We start from the raw sequence: 19,188 nt of genomic DNA on the forward strand, positions 1-19,188 counted from the left end.
GCCGCTGTCACGGAACTTTTGTAGTCACTGACGCAACAACTTGGAGTAGTCGCAATGCAAAACACGGTACATTTCATCTTGCAGGGCAAGGGCGGCATCGGCAAGACCCTCGTCTCGACCCTGCTGGCGCAATGGATGGGCGGCAAGGATGGCACGCCGCTGCGCTGCTATGACACCGACCAGGAAAACGCCACCTTTTCGCGCTACAAGGCGATGAACGTCAAGCACGTGCCCGTGATGACGGATGCGCGCAACATCGACCCGAAACGCTTCGATGCGCTGATGATCGATATCCTGGAAGAAGACGGCAACTGCGTGGTCGACAATGGCGCGAATACCTTTTCGCCGCTGATGGGCTACCTGCTGGAAAACGACTGCTTTTCCCTGCTGGAAGAGTCGGGCCGCAAGGTGTATATCCACACCATCGTCGGCGGCGGCGACACCCTGCACGACACGGCCACGGGGTTTGTCGCCACGGCGCAATCGACGAAGGTGCCGCTGGTGCTGTGGCAAAACGAACACTTCGGCCTGCTGCAATCGGCGTCCGGCAAGCAATTCGTCGAATCGCAATCGTATGCCGACAACCGCGCGCGCGTCAAAGGCAGCATCACCCTGAGCCAGCGCAATCCCGACACCTTTGGCGCCGACGTCAAGAAGATGAACACGGCGCGCCTGACGATGCAGGAAGTGCTGCAGAACGACAAGTTCAACATCATGGAAAAGCAGCGCATCAAGGTCGTCTACCGCGACATCTTCGAACAACTGGACAAGGTGCAGTGGTAGTGGACCGGCACGCCCTGCGCAGCCACGTGTTCGACAAGACGGGCATCAAAGTCGACGTGGACGACCCGATCTTCGCCCTGGTGGCCTTGAACGAAGCGGTGCTGGCGGACACCGTCGAGCGCCAGCTGGCCCTGCTGGACGCCGCCACGCAGGCGCTGGCGGCACAGGCGCGCGCCACGGGCGGCTTGCCGGCCCAGCCCGCGCCGGCCCAGCCCCCGCCCCCACCCCAGCCCCAGCCCCAGTCCGCGCCATCGCCGGCCGGGGCGGCCCGCTTCACGCCGCGCGAATGGCGCTTGCTGGCCGCCGCCGCCATCGTGTCCCTGGCCTGTGCCCTGCTGGTGCTGGGCGGGGCGGCGCTGCTGTATAAATAAATGTATCATCGGCAACACCTGCGGCAGCCACGGCGCCAGCCGCAGGCTACCGCAGCATTCTTCCCACCCTCTTCTGGAAGCACGCATGAAACCGATCAAACTGCTGGCCATCCCCGCCCTGATGCTGTCGCTGTACGGCGCCCCGCTCACCCTCAGCCACGCCGCCGATGCGGCCGTCGCGACGGGCGCCACGGCCGTGCCGCATATCGCCTACGAAAAATACACCTTGCCGAACGGCCTCGACGTGATACTCGTGGAAGACCATAAATTGCCTGTCACGGCCGTCAACATCTGGTACCACGTGGGGCCCGCGAACGAGGCGCCGGGCCTGACGGGCTTTGCGCACTTGTTCGAGCACATGATGTTTGCCGCCACCAAGCACGTGCCGCGCGGCATGGCCGACCAGTTGCTGGAAGGCGCGGGCGCCACCGATTCGAACGGCAGCACGGATTTCGACCGCACCAATTATTTCGATACGGTGCCATCGAACCAGCTGGAACTGGCCCTGTGGGCCCATTCCGACCGCATGGGCTACCTGCTTGACGTGCTCGACCAGACAGCGCTGACGAACCAGCAGGACGTGGTGCGCAACGAACGCCGCCAGAGCGTGGAAAACGCGCCCTACGGCATCGTGCAGGAAGCCCTGTACCACCAGCTGTTTCCGAAGACCCACCCGTACTACGCCAGCGTCATCGGTTCCCACGCGGATATCCAGAATGCAAAGTTAGCCGACATCAAGGAATTCTTTACCAAATACTATGGCCCCAACAATGCCAGCCTGGTGATCGCGGGCGACATCGACAAGGCGAAGACCAAGGAACTGGTCAACAAGTATTTCGGCAGCTTCAAGAGCGGCCCCGCCGTGGCCAAGCCCGACGTGGTGACGCCGCCCATCACGCAGGAACGCCGCATCGTGGTGCCGGACCGGGTCGAGCTGCCGCGCGTCTTCATGGCCTGGCTGACGCCGTCCGCCTTCGCGCCCGACGATGCGGAACTGTCGATGGCCGCGCAAATCCTGGCCGGCGGCAAGTCCAGCCGTTTATATAAATCCCTGGTGTACGACAAGCAGATCGCCCAGGACGTGGGCGCCAACCAGAGTTCGAACGCCCTCACCTCCGTGTTCACCATCGACGTGACGGCCCGCCCCGGCCACCAGCCCGAGGAAATCGAGCAAGCCATGCAGGCGGAACTGGAGCAATTGCGCGCCAAGGGACCCAGCGAGAAGGAAATCGAGCGGGCCCGCAACAGCATCGAAACCGCGATGTTGAGCCAGGTGGAAAAAGTGGGCGGCAACGCCAACCTGATGAACCAGTACAACCAGTACCTGGGCGATCCCGGCTACCTGGGCAAGGATATCGAGCGCTACCGCAAGGTGACGGCGGCCGGCGTGCAGCGCGCCGTCGACACCTACCTGAAAAACCAGGCGCGCGTGGTGGTGTATGGCGTGCCGGGCACGCCGGACCTGGGTCCGGAAGTGGCCACGCCCGCGCCGGGCAAGGTCAAGCCGGCGCCAGGCACGGCCATCAATGCGGACGAGCCATGGCGCAACGCCGTGCCGAAGGCCGGTCCCGCGCCGAAGATCGTGCTGCCGCAAGCCACCGCATTTACCCTGAGCAATGGTTTGACGGTGATCCACAACTACAACCCGGCCGTGCCGCTGATTTCCAGCCAGCTGGTAGTAAAAAGCGGCTCGGGCGCCAATCCGCTGGCGCAGCCGGGCTTGTCCAGCTTTACGGCGCAATTGCTGCAGGAAGGCACCAGTACGCGCAGCGCGCCGCAGATCGCCGATGACGTGGCGCAACTCGGTGCTTTTCTCGGCACGGGTTCCGGCGCGGATGCGTCGTTCGCCCAGCTGACGTCGCTGAAAACCACCTTCCCGCAAGCGCTCGACGTGCTGGCCGACGTGGTGCAGCACCCGCAATTCCCGCAAGAGGAAGTCGAGCGCCAGCGCGCCAGCCGCATCGGCGAACTGGCGCAGCAGCGCGAAAACGCGGGGGCCGTGGCGGCCCGCGTGGAAGCGGCCGCCCTGTACGGCCCGCAGCATCCGTATGGCACCATCCAGCTGGGCACGGAAGCGGCCCTGAAAGCCACCAGCCGCGCCGACCTGCAGGCGTTCTGGCAGCAGCACTACCTGCCCAACAATGCGGCCCTGATCGTCTCGGGCGATATCGGCGCAGCGGAATTGAAGGCGCTGGCCGAAGCCAAGTTCGGCGGCTGGAAGGCGGGCGCGGTGGCGCCGTCAGTGGCGGCGGCGCCGGCCACGACGAAAGCCAGGCTGATCCTCGTTGACAAGCCGGGCGCGCCGCAGACGGCCGTGCGCCTGTCGACCATCGCCGTGGCCCGCTCCACGCCCGACTATGCGCCGCTGCAAGTGATGAACGCGGCGCTGGGCGGCTTGTTTACGAGTCGCCTGAGCAATAACCTGCGCGAGGAAAAGGGCTACACGTATGGCGTGCGCTCGCAATTCCAGTATCGCCGCCAGCCGGGACCGTTCTCGATCGCCGCCGGCGTGCGCACCGATGTGACGGGCGCGGCCGTATCGGAAACCTTCAAGGAAATCCGTGCCATGATCGCCAAGCCCTTAAGCGCCAAGGAGTTGTCGAATGCGCGCAATTCGCAGGTGCTGTCGCTGCCGGGCCAGTTCGAGACGAACGCCAGCATCAGCGCCAGCATGGCCAGCACGTATATCTACGACCTGGGCCTGGACTACTACGCCACCCTGCCACAGCGCTTTGCGGGCGTGACGGACAAGCAGGTGCAGCAGGTGGCGAAGAAATACCTGCAGCCGGAAAAGCTGATCGTCATCGGCGTGGGCGACCAGGCGAAGATCGCCCCGCAATTGTCGAAGCTGAAACTGGCGCCCGTGGAAGTGCGCGACGCCGAGGGTAACGTCAAGTAAGCGGGACTAGCGGCGCCTGAACAGCGCCGCCGCATCCACCAGCGCCGCGACCGCCACGCCGGCCGTGTAGGCGATCAGGTCGACCCAGCCGAAGTGCGACCCCAGTACCAGGTGCCCCAGCGGATGGGCGCGCAGCGCAACGAGCCAGGGCGCCTGGAGCAGCTGGCTGAACTCGACGCCAAAGCAGATCAGCAAGGACCACAGGGTCAGCTGCCAGGTGCGCATGCGCGTGGCGATGGCGCCCAGCGCAAAGACGATCATCATGGCCCACAGGGCGTCGCCCGGATATTTACCCAAGGCAGCAGGAAGATACTGGGGATAGGCGCGCGAGGCCAGGCCCAGCGCGATGACAGCCACGGTCGCGCCCACCTGCAGCAGGCGGCGGCGTTCAGGTTTTACCAGGAACATATTTCCATTCACAGACACGATGCTGGCCGAACCATTGCGGCCTGCATTTATTGTATGGCGATATTGTACTGCTCCTGCCGGGCCCGCCTGGCGCATATTTCGTCAAAGCAAGTTCAATCGAGCTTCACCTGTTCCGCCAAGAAATCAAGCAAGGCGCGCACGCGCAGCGGCAAATGACCGCCCTGCCCCACGTAGACGGCGTGCACGTCTTCGCTGTCGCCCGGATTGCAGTCTTCCAGCACGGCCTGCAAGCGGCCGGCCGCGATATCGGCGCGCACCTGGAAGGCGGCCAGGCGCGCCAGTCCCAGTCCCGCCAGCGCCAGTTGCCGCAAGGCTTCGCCGTCGCTGGCCTGCGCATTGCCCGTGACGGGCACAACGATGTCGCCACCGGCCTGGCGCAGCGGCCAGCCCGAGCGCGAACGCGCGTAATTGGCGTCCAGCAGGTTGTGCGAGGCCAGCTCGGCCGGCAGCAGCGGCGTGCCGCGCCGCGCCAGGTAAGACGGCGCCGCCACGATCAGCATGCGCGTCCGGCCCAGCTTGCGCGCCATCAGGCTCGAACTGGCCAGGGGACCGGCCCGCACGGCCACGTCCGCGCGCTGCTCGAGGATATCGACGACGGTATCGGTGAGCACGATGTCGAGCGTCACCTCGGGATTGCGTTCCAGGAACAGCGGCGCCAGCGGCAACAAAAAATGCTGGCCGAACGGCACGTTCGCATTCACCCTGATCTTGCCGCGCGGGACATCCTGCACGCCCGCGCAGCGTTCGGCCTCGTCCAGCGCCGCCAGCACCTGCACGCCCCGTTCATACAGGCCGCAGCCTTCGGCCGTCAGCTGCAGCTGGCGCGTGGAACGGTTCAGCAGGCGCGCGCCCAGGCGCCGCTCCAGCCGCGACACCAGCTTGCTGACGGCCGACGGCGTTATGCCGCAGGCGCGCGCGGCCGCTGAAAAGCCGCCCAGTTCGATAACCCTGACAAAAATTTCCAGCTCGCCCGAGCGGTTGACGTCGACTCTGCCCATTGTGAATTCAACTCATAAATGTTCTTCTCTATGACAGTCTAGTGCATAAAAGGCAGGAACGGCATCATGGCGCATCCCCTTGACGGAGCCTGACACCATGACTTCCCTGCCTGCCTTCCCCGCCAGCGCCGCGCTGGCCCTGAGCTTATCCCTGAGCTTATCCCTGAGCAGCGCCCCCGCCAGCGCGGCCGATGCCGTGGCCCGGCCTCCCGCCGCCTGGCTGGCCAGCTGGACGGCCAGTCCGCAAGCCGTATGGGGCAGCGACTTTGTGCTTCCAGCCAACGTGCCGGCCGTGCTGCACGGGCAGACCGTGCGCCAGGTGGCGCGCGTCAGCGTGGGCGGCCGGCGCGTGCGCATCGTGCTGTCGAATGCGTATGGCAAGTTGCCGCTGCGCATAGGCGCGGCCAGCGTGGCCCTGGCCGCTTCCGGTTCGGCCATCGAAGCGGGTAGCCTGCGCACGCTGACGTTTGCCGGCCAGCCATCGGCCACAGTGGCGCCGGGCGCGCCCCTGATCAGCGATCCCGTCACGCTCAGCGTGCCGGACCTGGCGCGGCTGGCGGTGAGCATGTACGTGCCGCACCGTACGCCGGCCACCACCTTTCACTGGGATGGGCGCGAGACGGCGTGGCTGGCGCCGCAGGACCAGACGCGCGCCATGCGCATCGATGACGCGCCCGGCGTGCAGACCACCACGGCGCGCATCTTGCTCAGTGCCATCGAGGTGGAGGCGGCGCCGGCGGCCCAAGCGGTGGCCATCCTCGGCGACTCGATCACCGACGGCGCCAGCGCCAGCCTGGGACAAGATACGCGCTGGCCCGACGTGCTGGCCGAACGACTGGCGCCGCACGGCGTGGCCGTGCTCAATGCGGGCATTTCCGGTGGACGGCTGTTGTCCGACGGCATGGGAGAGAACGCCCTGGCGCGCTTCGAGCGCGACGTCTTGCATCAACCGGGCGTGCGCGCGGTGATTGTCCTGATCGGCATCAACGATATCAGCTGGCCCGGCACGGCGTTCGCGCGGCAGGAAAAGCGGCCCACGCTGGAAGCGCTGAAGGCCGGCTACGCCCAGCTGATCGCCCAGGCGCGCAGCCGTGGCGTGCGCGTGATCGGCGCCACCCTGACGCCGTTCGGCGGAGCCCTGCCGGGCACGCCGCTGGACGACTATTACCAAGAGGAAAAAGATGCGCTGCGCCAGCAGCTCAATGCGTGGATACGCGGCAGCGGCAGCTATGATGCGGTGCTGGACTTCGACGCCTGGGCGCGCGATCCGGCCCATCCGCAGCGCCTGCTGCCCGCCTACGACTCGGGCGACCACCTGCACCCGGGCGACGCGGGCAACCGGGCGCTGGCGGAAGGCATAGACCTGTCCCTACTGTTGCCAGCGCGGTAGCCGTAACTGACCTTACAACGCCGAACAAAACCGTAGCGAGCGGAAGGAAGGCTCGGCGCCCCCGTTGGCTCGAGAAGCGCAACTGTACGAAGGTACGGGGGCGCCGAGCCAGTGAGCATCGCAGGCCGCAAATTACGACGCGCAGTAGGTTTTGATAGGCGTTCCTAGTCGCCCAGGCCCGCGTACAAGGCCGTGCTCAGGTAGCGTTCGCCGAACGACGGAATGATGGTGACGATGGTCTTGCCCGCGTTTTCCGGACGGCGCGCCACTTGCAGCGCGGCCCACAGGGCGGCGCCCGACGAGATGCCCACCAGCAAGCCTTCATCGCTGGCGGCCAGGCGCGCCGTGGCGAACGCGTCGTCGTTCTTGACGCAAATGATGTCATCGTAGATCGCCGTGTTCAGGATCTGCGGCACGAAACCGGCGCCGATGCCCTGGATCGGGTGCGGCCCCTTGGTGCCCTTCGACAGCATCGGCGACGCTTCCGGTTCCACGGCGATCACTTGCAGGCCGGGCTTGCGCTCCTTCAGCACTTCGCCGATGCCGGTGATCGTGCCGCCCGTGCCCACGCCGGCGACGACGATGTCGACCTGGCCATCCGTGTCGCGCCAGATTTCCTCGGCCGTCGTGGCGCGGTGGATGGCGGGATTGGCGGGATTATTGAATTGCTGCAGCATCAGGTAGCGCGGATCGGCCGCCACCAGTTCCTCGGCCTTGCGGATGGCGCCCAGCATGCCTTCGCTGCCCGGCGTGAGCACCAGCTCGGCGCCGTAGGCGCGCAGCAGGATGCGCCGCTCGCGGCTCATGGTGTCGGGCATGACGAGGGTGCAGCGGTAGCCGCGCGCGGCACAGACCATGGCCAGCGCGATGCCCGTGTTGCCGCTGGTGGGCTCGACGATGACGGTGTCGGCATGGATCTTACCGGCGCTTTCCGCGGCGACGATCATGGACAGGCCGATGCGATCCTTGACGCTGTGCGCGGGATTGTAGAATTCGAGTTTGGCCAGGATGGTGGCAGTGCAGCCGGCGGCGATGCGGTTGATGCGCACCAGCGGAGTGTTGCCGATCAGTTCAGTGACGTCGTTGGCGATGTTCATGGGTGTGGTCTCCACAGCAATTACAGGAGAACCCAGTCTACCGCGTTTTACCAGCGGCGCGCAGCGGCGCCGCTGGTAAAACAAGCCATTACTTCACGTCCAGCAGTTCCACGTCGAAGATCAGTGCCGAGTTCGGTGGAATATCGCCATTGCCGGCGCCACGCGGGCCATACGCCAGTTCGCCTGGAATGATCAGGGTGCGCTTGCCGCCCACTTTCATGCCGGCCACGCCCTGGTCCCAGCCCTTGATGACCATGCCCTTGCCCAGCTGGAAGTCGAACGGGCCACGGCCGACGGAGCTGTCGAACTGCTTGCCGCGCGAATTCTTCGCCAGCGGACGGTACAGCCAACCCGTGTAGTGCACGGTGACGGTATTGCCGGCGGACGCTTCCTTGCCCGTGCCGACCTTGTTGTCGATCAAGATCAATTTATCGGCGACAGGGCCTGGGCTCATCGATACGGCGGAGGCGGGAACAGGGGCTGGCGCCTGTGCCTGCGCCAGCGACGCGGCGACGGAGCAGATCAGGGCAAACAAAACGGAGCTACGCGTCATGATGTATTCTTTCAGTGAGTTTCGGTGAGATCCCTGCGCGTCAACATGGCAGGGCACGCCAATGATAGCAAACCGCCGCTACGATAGGAAAAACTTGTCACCCGGTTCACACTTTCCACGCTTGTTCTACGCCCTGTGGCCCGATGCGGCCACGCGGGCGGCCCTGGCCGCCTGGCAAGCCAGCCTCGGCGGCAAACCCACGCGCCCGGACAAGCTGCACCTGACCCTGGCCTTCCTGGGCCAGCGCCCGGCCAGCGAATTGCCCGCCCTGCTGGCGCTGCTGGAGCAGCTGCCGGCGCGCGCCATGCCCCTGGAATTTGACCACGTCAGCCATTTCCCCCGGCTGGCCATCGCCTGGGCCGCCCTGGCACAGCCATCGCCCGCCCTGCTGGCATTGCGCGGCGCCTGCATGCGGGCGCTGGCGCAGCAAGGCCTGGCGCCCCGCTTCGAGCACGACCGCTACACGCCGCACGTGACCCTGGCGCGCCAGGCGCCACCGCCACCAGCGCCGGCAACAGCGCGGCCCGCCATCGTCTGGCAAGCCAGCGAACTGGTGCTGGTGGAATCGTTCAAGAGCAGCGGCGACTACCGCATCGTGGCAAGCCGCCGTCTGACTTAAGCCGCTGCCGGCACGGCGGCAGGTTTTTCCTGGCGCAAGCTTTTCAGCGCATGCGCGGCCGCCACCATGCCGAAGCTGGCCGTCACCACCACGCTGGAGCCGAAGCCGGCGCAATTGAGGCCCGTCACGCCGGTGGCCGTGCCATCGATGGCGCATGCTTGCGCGCTCTCGGGCGTGCTCAACGGTTCCATGGAAAACACGGCATCGACATTGAATTTGTTTTTCACGCCACGGGGAAAGCCATATTCGGTACGCAACAGTTTGCGCACACGCTTGAGCAGCGGCTCCTGTTCCGTTTTCGACAGGTCGCGCACGGCGATGAGCGTCGGGTCCGTCTGGCCGCCCGCGCTGCCGATGGTCAGCATGGGAATGTTGCGCGCGCGGCAATATGCGATCACGGCCGCCTTCGCCTTGGCATTGTCGATGGCGTCGATCAAATAATCGAAATCACGCCCGCCCAGCAATTCTTCCAGGTTGTCGGGAGCAATAAAATCTTCGACCTGCGTGACCTGGCAAAACGGGTTGATCAGTTCGATGCGTTCCGCCAGGGCCGTGATCTTGGCCTTGCCGATGGTGTCGCTCATGGCCTGGATCTGGCGATTGATGTTCGATTCGGCAACATTGTCCAGATCGATCAGGGTCAGGTGGCCCACGGCGCTGCGCGCCAGCGCTTCGACGATCCAGGAACCGACGCCGCCCACGCCGATCACACACACATGGGCGGCGCGGAAACGTTCCAGCGCGGGGGCGCCGTACAGGCGGGCAATGCCGCCGAAACGCCGCTCAAAATCGATCTCGGTCAAGTCCGTGGAAATTAGTTCATTGGTGGAGGTATGCATGCCGCCATTTTAACGGACACTGCGCTGGCGGATATTCTAAAATAGCCGAATAGACACAGCGACAAGGTTCGATTGTCGCCGCGCCCCAACACCGCCCACCATGAGAACACGCCATGACTACCCCTCTGTTCGACTCCGTTCCCGGCTTTGACCAGCCAATCGCCGTGCTCAAGCATTGCCACGACAAGATCCGCAAGCAATTGACGACCCTGCAAAACCTGCTGGGCCACCTGGCGCAGCACGGCAATACGGACGACGCGCGGCAGGCGGCCCAGGCAGTATTAAAATATTTCGACAAGGCCGCCCACCTGCACCATGACGATGAAGAGCAGGACCTGATGCCCATGCTGCAGGCCACCGCCACGGGGGCGGACGCGGCGCTGCTGGCGACGCTGGTGCCGGAGATCCTCGCCGACCACCAGCGCATGGACCAGGCCTGGCTGACCCTGCGCCCGGAGCTGGACGCTATCGCGGCGGGCACGGGCACGCAGCTGTCGGCCGAGGGCGTGGCCAGCTATGTGGCCGCCTACCAGGCGCACATGAGCAAGGAAGAGGGGCAGCTGGCGCCGATGGCCAAGCGCCTGTTCAGCGCGCAGCAGATGGAACAGCTGGGCACTGCCATGCAGCGGCGCCGCGGCATCGCGCCCGAGGCCGCCGCAGCGCCCGCGCCCACGTCCGCCGTGCCCGTGCATGACGCCGCCAGCCTGGCCGCCATGCGCATCGACTACGTGCAAAGGCTGTTATCCGAGCAAGACGTGCAGCGCGACCCCATCGCGCAATTTGAAACCTGGTTCGACGAGGCCCTCAAGGCGCAAGTCAGCGAACCGAACGCCATGGGCCTGTCGACCGTCAGCGCGGACGGCAAACCCAGCTCGCGCATCGTGCTGATCAAGCAATTCGACGAACGGGGCTTCACCTGGTACACGAACTACCACAGCGACAAGGGCCGGCAGCTGGAGCAGAACCCGCACGCGGCCCTGCTGTTCTTCTGGCGCGAGCTGGAGCGGCAGGTGCGCATCGAAGGCACGGTGGTGAAAACCACGGCCGCGGAGAGCGACGAGTATTTCAATGTGCGCCCCGTGCAAAGCCGGCTGTCGGCGATTGCCTCGCAACAAAGTGCCCCGATCGCCAACCGCGCCGCGCTGGAAAGCAACTATGAAGCCGTGGCCGCCGCCATCGGCGACGCCCCGCCGCCGCGCCCGGAACACTGGGGCGGCTACCGTTTGCAACCGGAACGCATCGAGTTCTGGCAGGGACGCCGCTCGCGTTTCCACGACCGCATCGTCTACACGCGCGGGGCGGACGGGCAATGGAGCATGCAACGCTTGCAACCGTGAAGACACCGTGCAAAGCAAACTCGGCAATATAGGTGTAGCCTATAAGGTGTAGTACTTGGATCATTGTTTCTCAATTAGCGGCCGCGTCAGCGGCCGCTTCATTGGAGGCCATTTTGTTTGTACAAAACCAACTCAAGTCCTGGATTGCCGGTATCCGCAGCAAGACCGCCTTGCCGCTGCGCATAGAATTGTGGAACGGCCAGCAGGTTGACCTGTCCAGCGAAGCGCCCAGAGTCACCATCCGCCTGCCGACCGCCGCCGCGGCCCGCTACCTGCTGAACCCGTCGCTGGCCAATCTGGGTTCGGCCTATGTGGAGGGCAATATCGAGGTCAAGGGCAAGGCGATGGACATGATCGCCATCTGCAACGCGCTCGCGCGCAGCACGCTCAAGCCGGAAGGCAAGCTGGCCCGCATCGTGCGCAGCTTTACGCACGACAAGAGCAAGGACGCCGAAGCCATCCGCTATCACTACGATGTGTCGAATGCGTTCTACGAACAATTCCTCGACCCCGCCCTCGTCTATTCCTGCGCCTATTTTGAACATGGCGATGAAACACTGGCGCAGGCGCAAGTCAAGAAGATCGACCATATCCTGAAGAAAATCCAGTTGCAGCCAGGCCAGACCCTGCTCGACATCGGCTGCGGCTGGGGCGCGCTGGTCATCCGTGCGGCGCAGCAATACGGCGCCCGCTGCGTGGGCGTGACCCTGTCGGAAAACCAGTATGCGCTGGCGCGCGAGCGCGTGGCCGCCGCCGGCCTGGAACACCTGATCGAGATCCGCCTGCAGGACTACCGCGACGTCACGGGCCAGTTCGACCGTATCACCAGCGTGGGCATGTTCGAACATGTGGGCCTGAAACATTTACCCGCGTATTTCGGCATCATCAACAAACTGCTGGCGCCGGACGGCATGGCCATGAACCACGGCATCACCTCCACCGACCCGGACAATGGCGAAACGCCGTATGGCGGCGGCGAATTCATCGAAAAATACGTGTTTCCGCACGGCGAACTGGCACACATCGGCAATGTATTGAAAACCATGCAGCAAGGGGGGCTGGAAGTGCTGGACGTGGAAAACCTGCGCCGCCACTATGCGCGCACGTGCGCCCTGTGGACGGAAAACTTCGAAACCAACGCCGAGCAGATCCGTCCGCTGGCGGGCGAGCGGCGCTTCCGCATCTGGCACGTCTACCTGGCCGGCTGCGCCTACGCCTTCGAACAGGATTTGATCAGCCTGTACCAGATCGTCTGCGTGAAGGCGGGGCGGCGCTCGTCCACCCTGCCATGGTCGCGCAACTACATGTATGAGAACAGCGTGAACCCGGCACCAGCGCCGGTGCTGCCGGCTTGAACAGTTGCAGGCGCCCGGCACACCGCCGGGCGTGTCACTTCACGCGGTGCGCATACATGGCGCGGAATTTCTCCACCTTGGGCGCGACGACGCAGGCGCAATAGCCCTGCAGCGGATGCTGTTCGACGTAGTGCTGGTGGTATTCCTCGGCCGGGTAATAGGGCTGCGCCGGCGCCAGTTGCGTGACGATGGGCGCATCCCACACGCCGGCCATCTCGGCGAGCACCTTGCGCGCCACCGTTTCCTGCTGGGCCGACTGGTAGTAAATGACGGAACGATATTGCGTGCCGACATCGTTGCCCTGCCGGTTCAGGGTGGTGGGATCGTGGATCGTGAAGAATATTTCCAGCAAGTCGTGATAACTGATGATGGCCGGATCGAATTCCAGGCGCACCACTTCCGCGTGGCCCGTTTCACCCGTGCATACCTGCTCATACGTGGGATGCGGCACGGTGCCGCCCGTGTAGCCAGCCTCGACGCGCGTCACGCCGCGTGCTTCCTGGTACACGGCTTCCAGGCACCAAAAGCACCCGCCCCCCAGTACCGCAACGTCCGTCTGTCCAGTCATGATGTCCTCCCGCGTGTCGCCAATCCGGGGCCGCTGCCGGCCTTGAAAAACAGAAGATGCGTGCCTCCGACATCACTGTAGCGCAAAGCGCCAGCGCTTGCAGTGCCGCTTGAAACGGCGCGTGGGACACCGCACATAAGCGCATGCCGGTCAGGATCGCGCTGGCATGGCCGATTTTTGGCATAATGGCAGCAAATACACAGGCCTCCCATGAACACACGCTCTCCCCGCGCGCCAGCGCAAGAATTCGATACGACACATTTCCGCCAAGCACTGTCGCAGTTTGCCACGGGCGTGACGGTGATTACCACGCGCCTGGCGGACGGCAGTTTCCGCGGCCTCACGGCCAGTTCCTTCAATTCCGTTTCGCTGTCGCCGCCGCTGGTGCTGTGGAGCCTGGGATCGCTGGCCAACAGCATGCCCATTTTCAGCGGCAATTCGCATTACGTCATCAATGTCCTGGGCGCCGATCAGGCAGAGCTGGCGCAGCGCTTTTCACGCCGCACGCCGAACCCGTTCGAGGGGGTCGAGTACGAACTGTCGCGCACGGGCCAGCCCATCCTGAAGGGTGCATCGGCCTGGTTCGAATGCCATAACCGCAGCCGCTACCCTGAAGGCGACCACGTCATTTTCGTGGGGGAAGTGGAACAATGCGCGTTTGCCGCGCAGCCCCCCTTGATTTACCATAACGGCCAGTTCAATACGCCGCCAGCCTGAACGGGCAAAAAAAATCCGCCGAAGCGGATTTTTTTGCATTACAGGGTGAAGTTGTAGCCGATGCTGACACTCACGGCCAGCGGGTCGAGCTTGATGTCCTGCGTCTGCCCCGTCGAGAATTTCGCCTTGGTTTTCAGGAAAGTCTTGACCACGGCCACGTCGGCAAACCAGCGTTCATTGATGGCCAGGGTACTGCCGATCACCAGGCTGCCTGCCAGCTTGTTGTCCATGCGGTAGGTGACAGGGCTGCCACCCGGATCCAGCAAGGCCGTCAGCTGGCCTGAACCCTTTTCTTTCTGGAAATAAGCATACGTCAGGCCCGCGCCCACGTAGGGACGGATCTTCGCGGCAGGCTGGAAGAAGCGGTATTGAATAAAGGCCGTCGGCGGCAAGGCTTCCGCCGTGCCCAGCTTGCCCGTACCCTTGATGGCGCCGTCACCAACCAGCTCATGCTTGTAGGGCACGCCCAGGATCATTTCAGCGGAAATATTGTCCGTGATCATGTAGGCAAAAGTCAGGATGGGCTTGGTATCGGACTTGACGTCGGCTTTCGTGCCCGGCAAGGCCGGCGCCGACACGTCGCCGCTATCCACATGCGGCGTGATCTTGTTGACGCCGACCTTGGCCATCCAGGTGCCTGCACTTTGCGCCGATGCGCCCGTCGCCACGGCCAGCGCGGCGGCGGCGGCCAGCAAGCGCACAGCGGTATTCAAACGATTCTTCATATAGTCTCCTGATTCATTATGTGCGGAGTGTTCCGCTATCGAGTCTTGTCGCTGCCGGCACCGGCCGCGCCCCGCAGGCGCAGCCGGTGCGGCCATCCCTTACAGCCAGCCGCGCACGACCATTTCCTTGGCCACATAGCGGGCCAGCAGCAGGTTGTTGAACGGCGTCGGATGCACATCGTCGGCATACGCATAGTGGCTGACGTCGCCCGCTTTCAGGTTCGAGCCGTTGCACACCAGCGAGCTGCCCAGGATATTGCCCGGGGCAGTCAGGTCGCACGCCGTCTCGCTGACGTTGGTCAAGCCATATGGACCAGGATTGACGCCCTGGTCATGGCTGACGGCAAACACGTCGACCAGCAAGACTTTCGCGTTACCGTTCAAGCCGGCGCTCAGCTCACCGTTGAAGGCGCTGACCATGGCGTTGATGAGCGCCTTGGTATTCGCATCCTTGCTCAGGCCCGATGGCGTACCGGCCACGTCCGGCAGATTGTTGACCACCACGTAGTTGGCGCCTTTGGCGATGATCTGATCCTTGACCAGCGCCACCAGTTCGGTGCCGGCCTGTTTCATGGAGGCCACCAGCGTCGGGCCCTGGGCCGCGGCGTAATCCGCACCAGCCTTGGCGCCGGCAGCGGCGCCAGCGGCGTTACCCGTGACGGTCGCGTCGGCTTGCGCCTTGGTCACCAGCGGGCCATACACGGCTGGTGAGGCTAACGCCGTATCGCCGGCCGTGGCAGCAGCGGTCACGGCAGCACCCACGATCGATGCGGAGGTGGCGCCCGGCGCCGCACTGGCGGTAGCCACGGCCGCGCCGATGGCTTGCGCCGCCGTCGCAGGATTGGCCGCGCGGGCCGCGAAGGCCGCCACCAGGTTGGTGGCAAAGGCTTTCGCGCCGGCATCGGCGCCCGCTTTCGCGCCGGCCGCCTGGCCCGCCGCCGTCGCGCCGGCCTGCAAGGCGCCCAGCTGGTACAGCACGTCATTGCCGCCGGCCATCACGAACACGGCTTCCGTGCCGCTGAACTTGCCGCCGGACACGGCCAGGTGATTGGCGATCTGCGTCACCACCGGCACGGTCAGGGCGCCCAGCGCGCTGCCCGTCAATTTATTGTTCGGGCCGACCGGATTGGTCACGCGCGAACCGCCCATGGCGTAGCCGAAGCAGCCGGCATGCTTGACGCGGGGAACCTCCAGTCCTTGCGCGGCATTGCCTTCCAGGCCGGTCTCGGCGGCGCACGGCACTGGCAGGCTGAATTGGGCGGCCATGTGCTCGGTCCAGTTCTTGCCCGTCAATTCAGGATTGATCTTGGTATTGTCGCCATTGATGGTGAATTTGCCGCCGCCCTTGGCCAGCACGGTGCCGACGGCATACGAACCCACGTCGGACAGGCTGTCGCCGAACGACACCTGCGCCGTATATTTGACTTTAAAGGTTTGACCACCGCCGCTGGAGCCGCCGCAACCGGCCAGGACAGCCGCCGCCAGCACGGCCAGCGCGAATTTTGTTTGATGCATTTTGTCTCCTCGAGTCTCTTTTTTGGTTTCTAAACGAACGGGCGTGCTATTCGCTACCCAACTAATATGCCATCGTTCCTTGGGCTTGTATAGAAAATATGCTTTAAAAATCAACTAAATAACAACACCGCCAGCGCCCCGTCACGACAGGGCGATCGAATCAATTATGGGGGATTTAAGATGTTTCGTGGCAAGCATCTCTATTGCGCTGCATCAAGAAAAAGCCCCTTGCGGGGCTTTTTTCAGGCGGATAGAAATTGTTGCAAGATACCACTTGAGCCGAACGCGGCGCGCCGCAAACGGTCATTGATGCCCAGCCACTCGGGGCCGGTGGGCGGCGCTTCGACGAGGATCAGTTCGGCGCCCACCTGGTCCATCGTCCGCAGCGAGGCATACAGCGCATGGGCGTAGTTTTCCGGCACGGCGGCCAGGCGCACGCTGGCGCTGGCCGCTGGCATGTCCGAATAATGGATCAGGGCCACGCGACGCCCGTCATTGAGCAAACGGTTCAGGGTCTCGCCCAGTGCATCGCTGTGCTGCATCGCAACAGGCGTGTGTGGCGCGTAATGCGATTCCAGCGTGCCCGAGGCGCGTGGCGCGGCCGCATCGGCCACCGCCGGCGCGCGGCCGATCACGGCGGCGATTTGCGCACTGCTGATATGGCCTGGACGCAACAGCACGGGACCGTGCGTGGCCAGACGCGACAAGTCGACAATGGTCGATTCGATGCCGACAGCGCTCTGGCCGCCATCGAGCACGGCGCCCAGCAAGCCGCTTGCCAGTTCCGCCTCGAACTCGTCGCGCACGTGCTGCGCCGTGGTGGGGCTGACATTGCCGAATTTATTCGCCGACGGCGCCGCCAGTCCTCCCTTGCCGCCCTTGAAGGTGCGTAGCAATTCGATAGCCACCGGATGCGACGGGCAGCGCAGGCCGACCGTGTCCTGGCCGCCGGAGACGGCGTCGGGAATGTGCGCGGCGCGCCTGACGATCAGGGTCAGCGGGCCGGGCCAGAAGGCGGCCACCAGCTGCTCCGCTTCGATGGGAATGTCGTCGGACCAGTGCGCCAGGTCGGCGCCGGGCGCCACGTGCACGATCACGGGATGGTCGGACGGGCGGCCCTTGGCTTCATAGATGCGCGCCACGGCGGCCGGGTTTTCCGCATCGGCGCCCAGGCCATACACCGTTTCCGTGGGAAAAGCGACGAGGCCGCCCGCTGCCAGCACGGCGGCCGCCGCCGCGATGGCGGCCGAGTCCAGGTCCAGCTTGTCTTGCGTCGGACTCACGGTGCGATTCCCAGGATCAGGCAAGCGTCGCGCAGGCGCTGCTGCGCCTGCGGCAAGGTGGCGGCGATGAACGTCAGATGGCCCATCTTGCGGCCCCGGCGCGGGTCATCCTTGCCGTACAGGTGCAGGCAGGCGCCCGGCAGCGCCAGCACCCGGTCCCAGGCCGGCTCGCTGGCGACATCGCTGCCGTCGGCAAACCAGGCGTCGCCGAGGAGGTTGAGCATCACGGCCGGCGAATGCTGGCGCACGTCGCCCAATGGCAAGCGCGCCATGGCCCGCACCTGCTGCGCGAACTGGCTGGTGACGCAGGCATCCATCGTGTAGTGGCCGCTGTTGTGCGGACGCGGCGCCATTTCATTGACCACCAGGCTGCCATCTTCCAGCACGAAAAATTCGATGCACAGCACGCCGACATAGCCGAGTTCAGCGACCATGGCCTGCGCCGCCCGCTGCGCCTTCGCGGCGCTGTCGTCGGACACGTTCGGGCCCGGCACCGTGGTGGTAAACAGCACGCCGTCGCGGTGCACGTTTTCGGCGATCGGATACACGACCGATGCGCCGTCCACGCCGCGCGCCGTCAGCACGGACACTTCATACGCCAGCGGCAGCATCTTTTCCAGCAGGCAAGTTACCTCGCCCATTTCCGCGAACGCGGCGCGCACGTCGTCGCGCGTGCGCACGCGGTACTGGCCCTTGCCGTCATAGCCCATGCGCACGGTTTTCAGGATGCCTGGCAGCAAGTCGTCGGCGATGCTGTCGATGTCCTGCTGCGTGGCGATCACCATGTGCGGCGCCGGCAGCACGCCGGACTTGGCGGCGCAGTCGACAAAGAACCGCTTTTCCGCGATGCGGTCTTGCGCCACCGACACGCCGTGCGCGTTGGGCGCGACAAACACGCGTTCGGCCAGGCGCGACAGGCTGTCGGCCGGCACGTTCTCGAATTCCGTCGTCACGGCCAGGCACTGCGCGGCCAGCGCGTCGAGGCCAGCCTCGTCGTCATAGCCGGCGTTGATCAGGCGCTGCGCCACCTGCCCCGCAGGGCAGGCGTCCGATGGTTCCAGCACAGCCACCTGGTAGCCCATGCCTTGCGCGGCCTGGGCAAACATGCGGCCCAGCTGGCCGCCGCCCATCACGCCCAGCCATGCCGCGGGATGGGCGGCGGGCAGCAATGGGGAAGTCAATTTACTATTCATTATTTTTCAAACACATTAGTCTAGCGGCAAGACCATCGCCTGGGCGGCGGCGGTCTGCGTGAGGCGGAACGTTTCGAGCTGTTCGGCCAGGGCATCGTCATTGGCGGCCAGCATGGCCACCGCCGTCAGCGCCGCATTTGCCGCGCCCGCTTCACCGATGGCGAAGGTGGCCACCGGCACGCCCTTGGGCATTTGCAGGATGGACAGCATGGAATCTTCGCCGCGCAGGTATTTGGATGGCACGGGCACGCCCAGCACGGGCACGATGGTCATCGCCGCCACCATGCCAGGCAGGTGGGCCGCGCCGCCGGCGCCGGCGATGATGGCGCGCAAACCGCGCGCGCGCGCGCTTTTCGCATACGCATACATCTCGTCGGGCATGCGGTGCGCGGAAATGACTTGCGCCTCGAACGGCACGCCAAACTGTTTCAGGATGGCAACCGCGTTCTGCATCACGTCCCAGTCCGAGGACGACCCCATGATGACGCCAACCAATGGCTTGTTTTGCGCGGTCATC

The 19,188-nt window shown here is 64.9% G+C and carries 19 protein-coding genes; 8 read left to right on the plus strand and 11 right to left on the minus strand.

The genetic code is table 11. From position 1 onward, the window contains the following. Nucleotides 1-54 precede the first annotated feature (54 nt). From BM193_RS14050 to BM193_RS14060, 3 genes are all read left to right on the plus strand, one after another. Nucleotides 55-783 carry a P-loop NTPase family protein gene (locus BM193_RS14050; RefSeq protein ID WP_092796702.1) on the plus strand — a complete coding sequence of 243 codons (729 nt, stop codon included), beginning with the start codon at nucleotides 55-57 and terminating at the stop codon, nucleotides 781-783. Next, nucleotides 783-1,154 (plus strand): hypothetical protein, encoded by a 372-nt coding sequence (locus BM193_RS14055; protein ID WP_092796704.1) that lies wholly within the window; start codon nucleotides 783-785, stop codon nucleotides 1,152-1,154. Before BM193_RS14050 ends, BM193_RS14055 begins: the two co-directional genes overlap by 1 nt. 85 nt (nucleotides 1,155-1,239) lie before the next feature. Further along, a complete protein-coding gene (locus tag BM193_RS14060) occupies nucleotides 1,240-4,053 on the plus strand; it encodes a M16 family metallopeptidase (RefSeq protein ID WP_092796706.1) in 2,814 nt (937 codons plus the stop codon). A 6-nt stretch (nucleotides 4,054-4,059) separates the two neighbouring features. On the opposite strand, the gene BM193_RS14065 is transcribed toward BM193_RS14060, so the two are convergent. Next, a complete protein-coding gene (locus BM193_RS14065; RefSeq protein ID WP_092796708.1) occupies nucleotides 4,060-4,461 on the minus strand; it encodes a ribosomal maturation YjgA family protein in 402 nt (133 codons plus the stop codon). 113 nt (nucleotides 4,462-4,574) lie between these two features. Then, on the minus strand, nucleotides 4,575-5,480 hold the full coding sequence (locus BM193_RS14070) for a LysR family transcriptional regulator (protein WP_092796710.1): 906 nt from the start codon (nucleotides 5,478-5,480) through the stop codon (nucleotides 4,575-4,577). Between the two features lie 97 nt (nucleotides 5,481-5,577). Here BM193_RS14070 and BM193_RS14075 point away from each other — a divergent pair, with 97 nt between their 5' ends. After that, complete coding sequence (locus BM193_RS14075) at nucleotides 5,578-6,870, plus strand: SGNH/GDSL hydrolase family protein (RefSeq protein WP_092797194.1); 1,293 nt, start codon at nucleotides 5,578-5,580, stop codon at nucleotides 6,868-6,870. 164 nt (nucleotides 6,871-7,034) lie between these two features. Here BM193_RS14075 and cysK read toward each other — a convergent pair whose 3' ends face one another. Together cysK and BM193_RS14085 are read right to left on the minus strand one after the other, a co-directional pair. Then, entirely contained in the window at nucleotides 7,035-7,967 is a 933-nt protein-coding gene (cysK, locus tag BM193_RS14080; RefSeq protein WP_092796712.1) for a cysteine synthase A, read from the minus strand. 88 nt (nucleotides 7,968-8,055) lie between these two features. Then, nucleotides 8,056-8,520, minus strand: a complete 465-nt coding sequence (locus BM193_RS14085) for an FKBP-type peptidyl-prolyl cis-trans isomerase (RefSeq protein ID WP_092796714.1) — start codon at nucleotides 8,518-8,520, stop codon at nucleotides 8,056-8,058. A gap of 94 nt (nucleotides 8,521-8,614) precedes the next feature. On the opposite strand from BM193_RS14085, the gene thpR reads away from it, so the two are divergent. Further along, the gene (gene thpR / locus BM193_RS14090) at nucleotides 8,615-9,139 is read left to right on the plus strand and encodes an RNA 2',3'-cyclic phosphodiesterase (RefSeq protein ID WP_175533280.1); all 525 of its coding nucleotides are present in this window, start codon (nucleotides 8,615-8,617) and stop codon (nucleotides 9,137-9,139) included. Here thpR and tcdA read toward each other — a convergent pair. Then, nucleotides 9,136-9,978, minus strand: a complete 843-nt coding sequence (tcdA, locus tag BM193_RS14095; RefSeq protein ID WP_092796718.1) for a tRNA cyclic N6-threonylcarbamoyladenosine(37) synthase TcdA — start codon at nucleotides 9,976-9,978, stop codon at nucleotides 9,136-9,138. The two genes, thpR and tcdA, sit on opposite strands and share 4 nt — an antisense overlap. Nucleotides 9,979-10,091: 113 nt before the next feature. Here tcdA and pdxH point away from each other — a divergent pair, with 113 nt between their 5' ends. Both pdxH and BM193_RS14105 read left to right on the plus strand, forming a co-directional pair. Next, the gene (pdxH, locus tag BM193_RS14100) at nucleotides 10,092-11,315 is read left to right on the plus strand and encodes a pyridoxamine 5'-phosphate oxidase (RefSeq protein ID WP_092796720.1); all 1,224 of its coding nucleotides are present in this window, start codon (nucleotides 10,092-10,094) and stop codon (nucleotides 11,313-11,315) included. Between the two features lie 113 nt (nucleotides 11,316-11,428). Next, entirely contained in the window at nucleotides 11,429-12,670 is a 1,242-nt protein-coding gene (locus tag BM193_RS14105; protein ID WP_092796722.1) for an SAM-dependent methyltransferase, read from the plus strand. 34 nt (nucleotides 12,671-12,704) lie between these two features. On the opposite strand, the gene msrA is transcribed toward BM193_RS14105, so the two are convergent. After that, nucleotides 12,705-13,238 carry a peptide-methionine (S)-S-oxide reductase MsrA gene (gene msrA / locus BM193_RS14110; RefSeq protein WP_092796724.1) on the minus strand — a complete coding sequence of 178 codons (534 nt, stop codon included), beginning with the start codon at nucleotides 13,236-13,238 and terminating at the stop codon, nucleotides 12,705-12,707. Between the two features lie 210 nt (nucleotides 13,239-13,448). Between msrA and BM193_RS14115 the strand changes: the two genes are divergently transcribed. After that, nucleotides 13,449-13,955 carry a flavin reductase family protein gene (locus tag BM193_RS14115; RefSeq protein ID WP_092796726.1) on the plus strand — a complete coding sequence of 169 codons (507 nt, stop codon included), beginning with the start codon at nucleotides 13,449-13,451 and terminating at the stop codon, nucleotides 13,953-13,955. Nucleotides 13,956-13,993: 38 nt separating this feature from the next. Here the strand turns inward: BM193_RS14115 and BM193_RS14120 are convergent, their stop codons facing one another. From BM193_RS14120 to purE, 5 genes are all read right to left on the minus strand, one after another. Next, nucleotides 13,994-14,680: an OmpW/AlkL family protein gene (locus BM193_RS14120; protein WP_175533281.1), complete on the minus strand. Its 687-nt coding sequence runs from the start codon at nucleotides 14,678-14,680 to the stop codon at nucleotides 13,994-13,996. Between the two features lie 99 nt (nucleotides 14,681-14,779). Further along, entirely contained in the window at nucleotides 14,780-16,195 is a 1,416-nt protein-coding gene (locus BM193_RS14125) for an SGNH/GDSL hydrolase family protein (protein WP_092832393.1), read from the minus strand. A 242-nt stretch (nucleotides 16,196-16,437) separates the two neighbouring features. Next, complete coding sequence (locus BM193_RS14130) at nucleotides 16,438-17,478, minus strand: L-threonylcarbamoyladenylate synthase (protein ID WP_254786129.1); 1,041 nt, start codon at nucleotides 17,476-17,478, stop codon at nucleotides 16,438-16,440. Continuing rightward, nucleotides 17,475-18,671, minus strand: coding sequence for a 5-(carboxyamino)imidazole ribonucleotide synthase (locus tag BM193_RS14135; protein ID WP_092796730.1), 1,197 nt, complete (start codon nucleotides 18,669-18,671; stop codon nucleotides 17,475-17,477). The genes BM193_RS14130 and BM193_RS14135 overlap by 4 nt, the downstream gene beginning before the upstream one ends. Before the next feature lie 15 nt (nucleotides 18,672-18,686). Then, entirely contained in the window at nucleotides 18,687-19,187 is a 501-nt protein-coding gene (purE, locus tag BM193_RS14140; RefSeq protein WP_092796732.1) for a 5-(carboxyamino)imidazole ribonucleotide mutase, read from the minus strand. Nucleotide 19,188 lies beyond the last annotated feature (1 nt).

Source organism: Janthinobacterium sp. 344, from assembly GCF_900112025.1.
Taxonomy (GTDB): domain Bacteria; phylum Pseudomonadota; class Gammaproteobacteria; order Burkholderiales; family Burkholderiaceae_D; genus Janthinobacterium.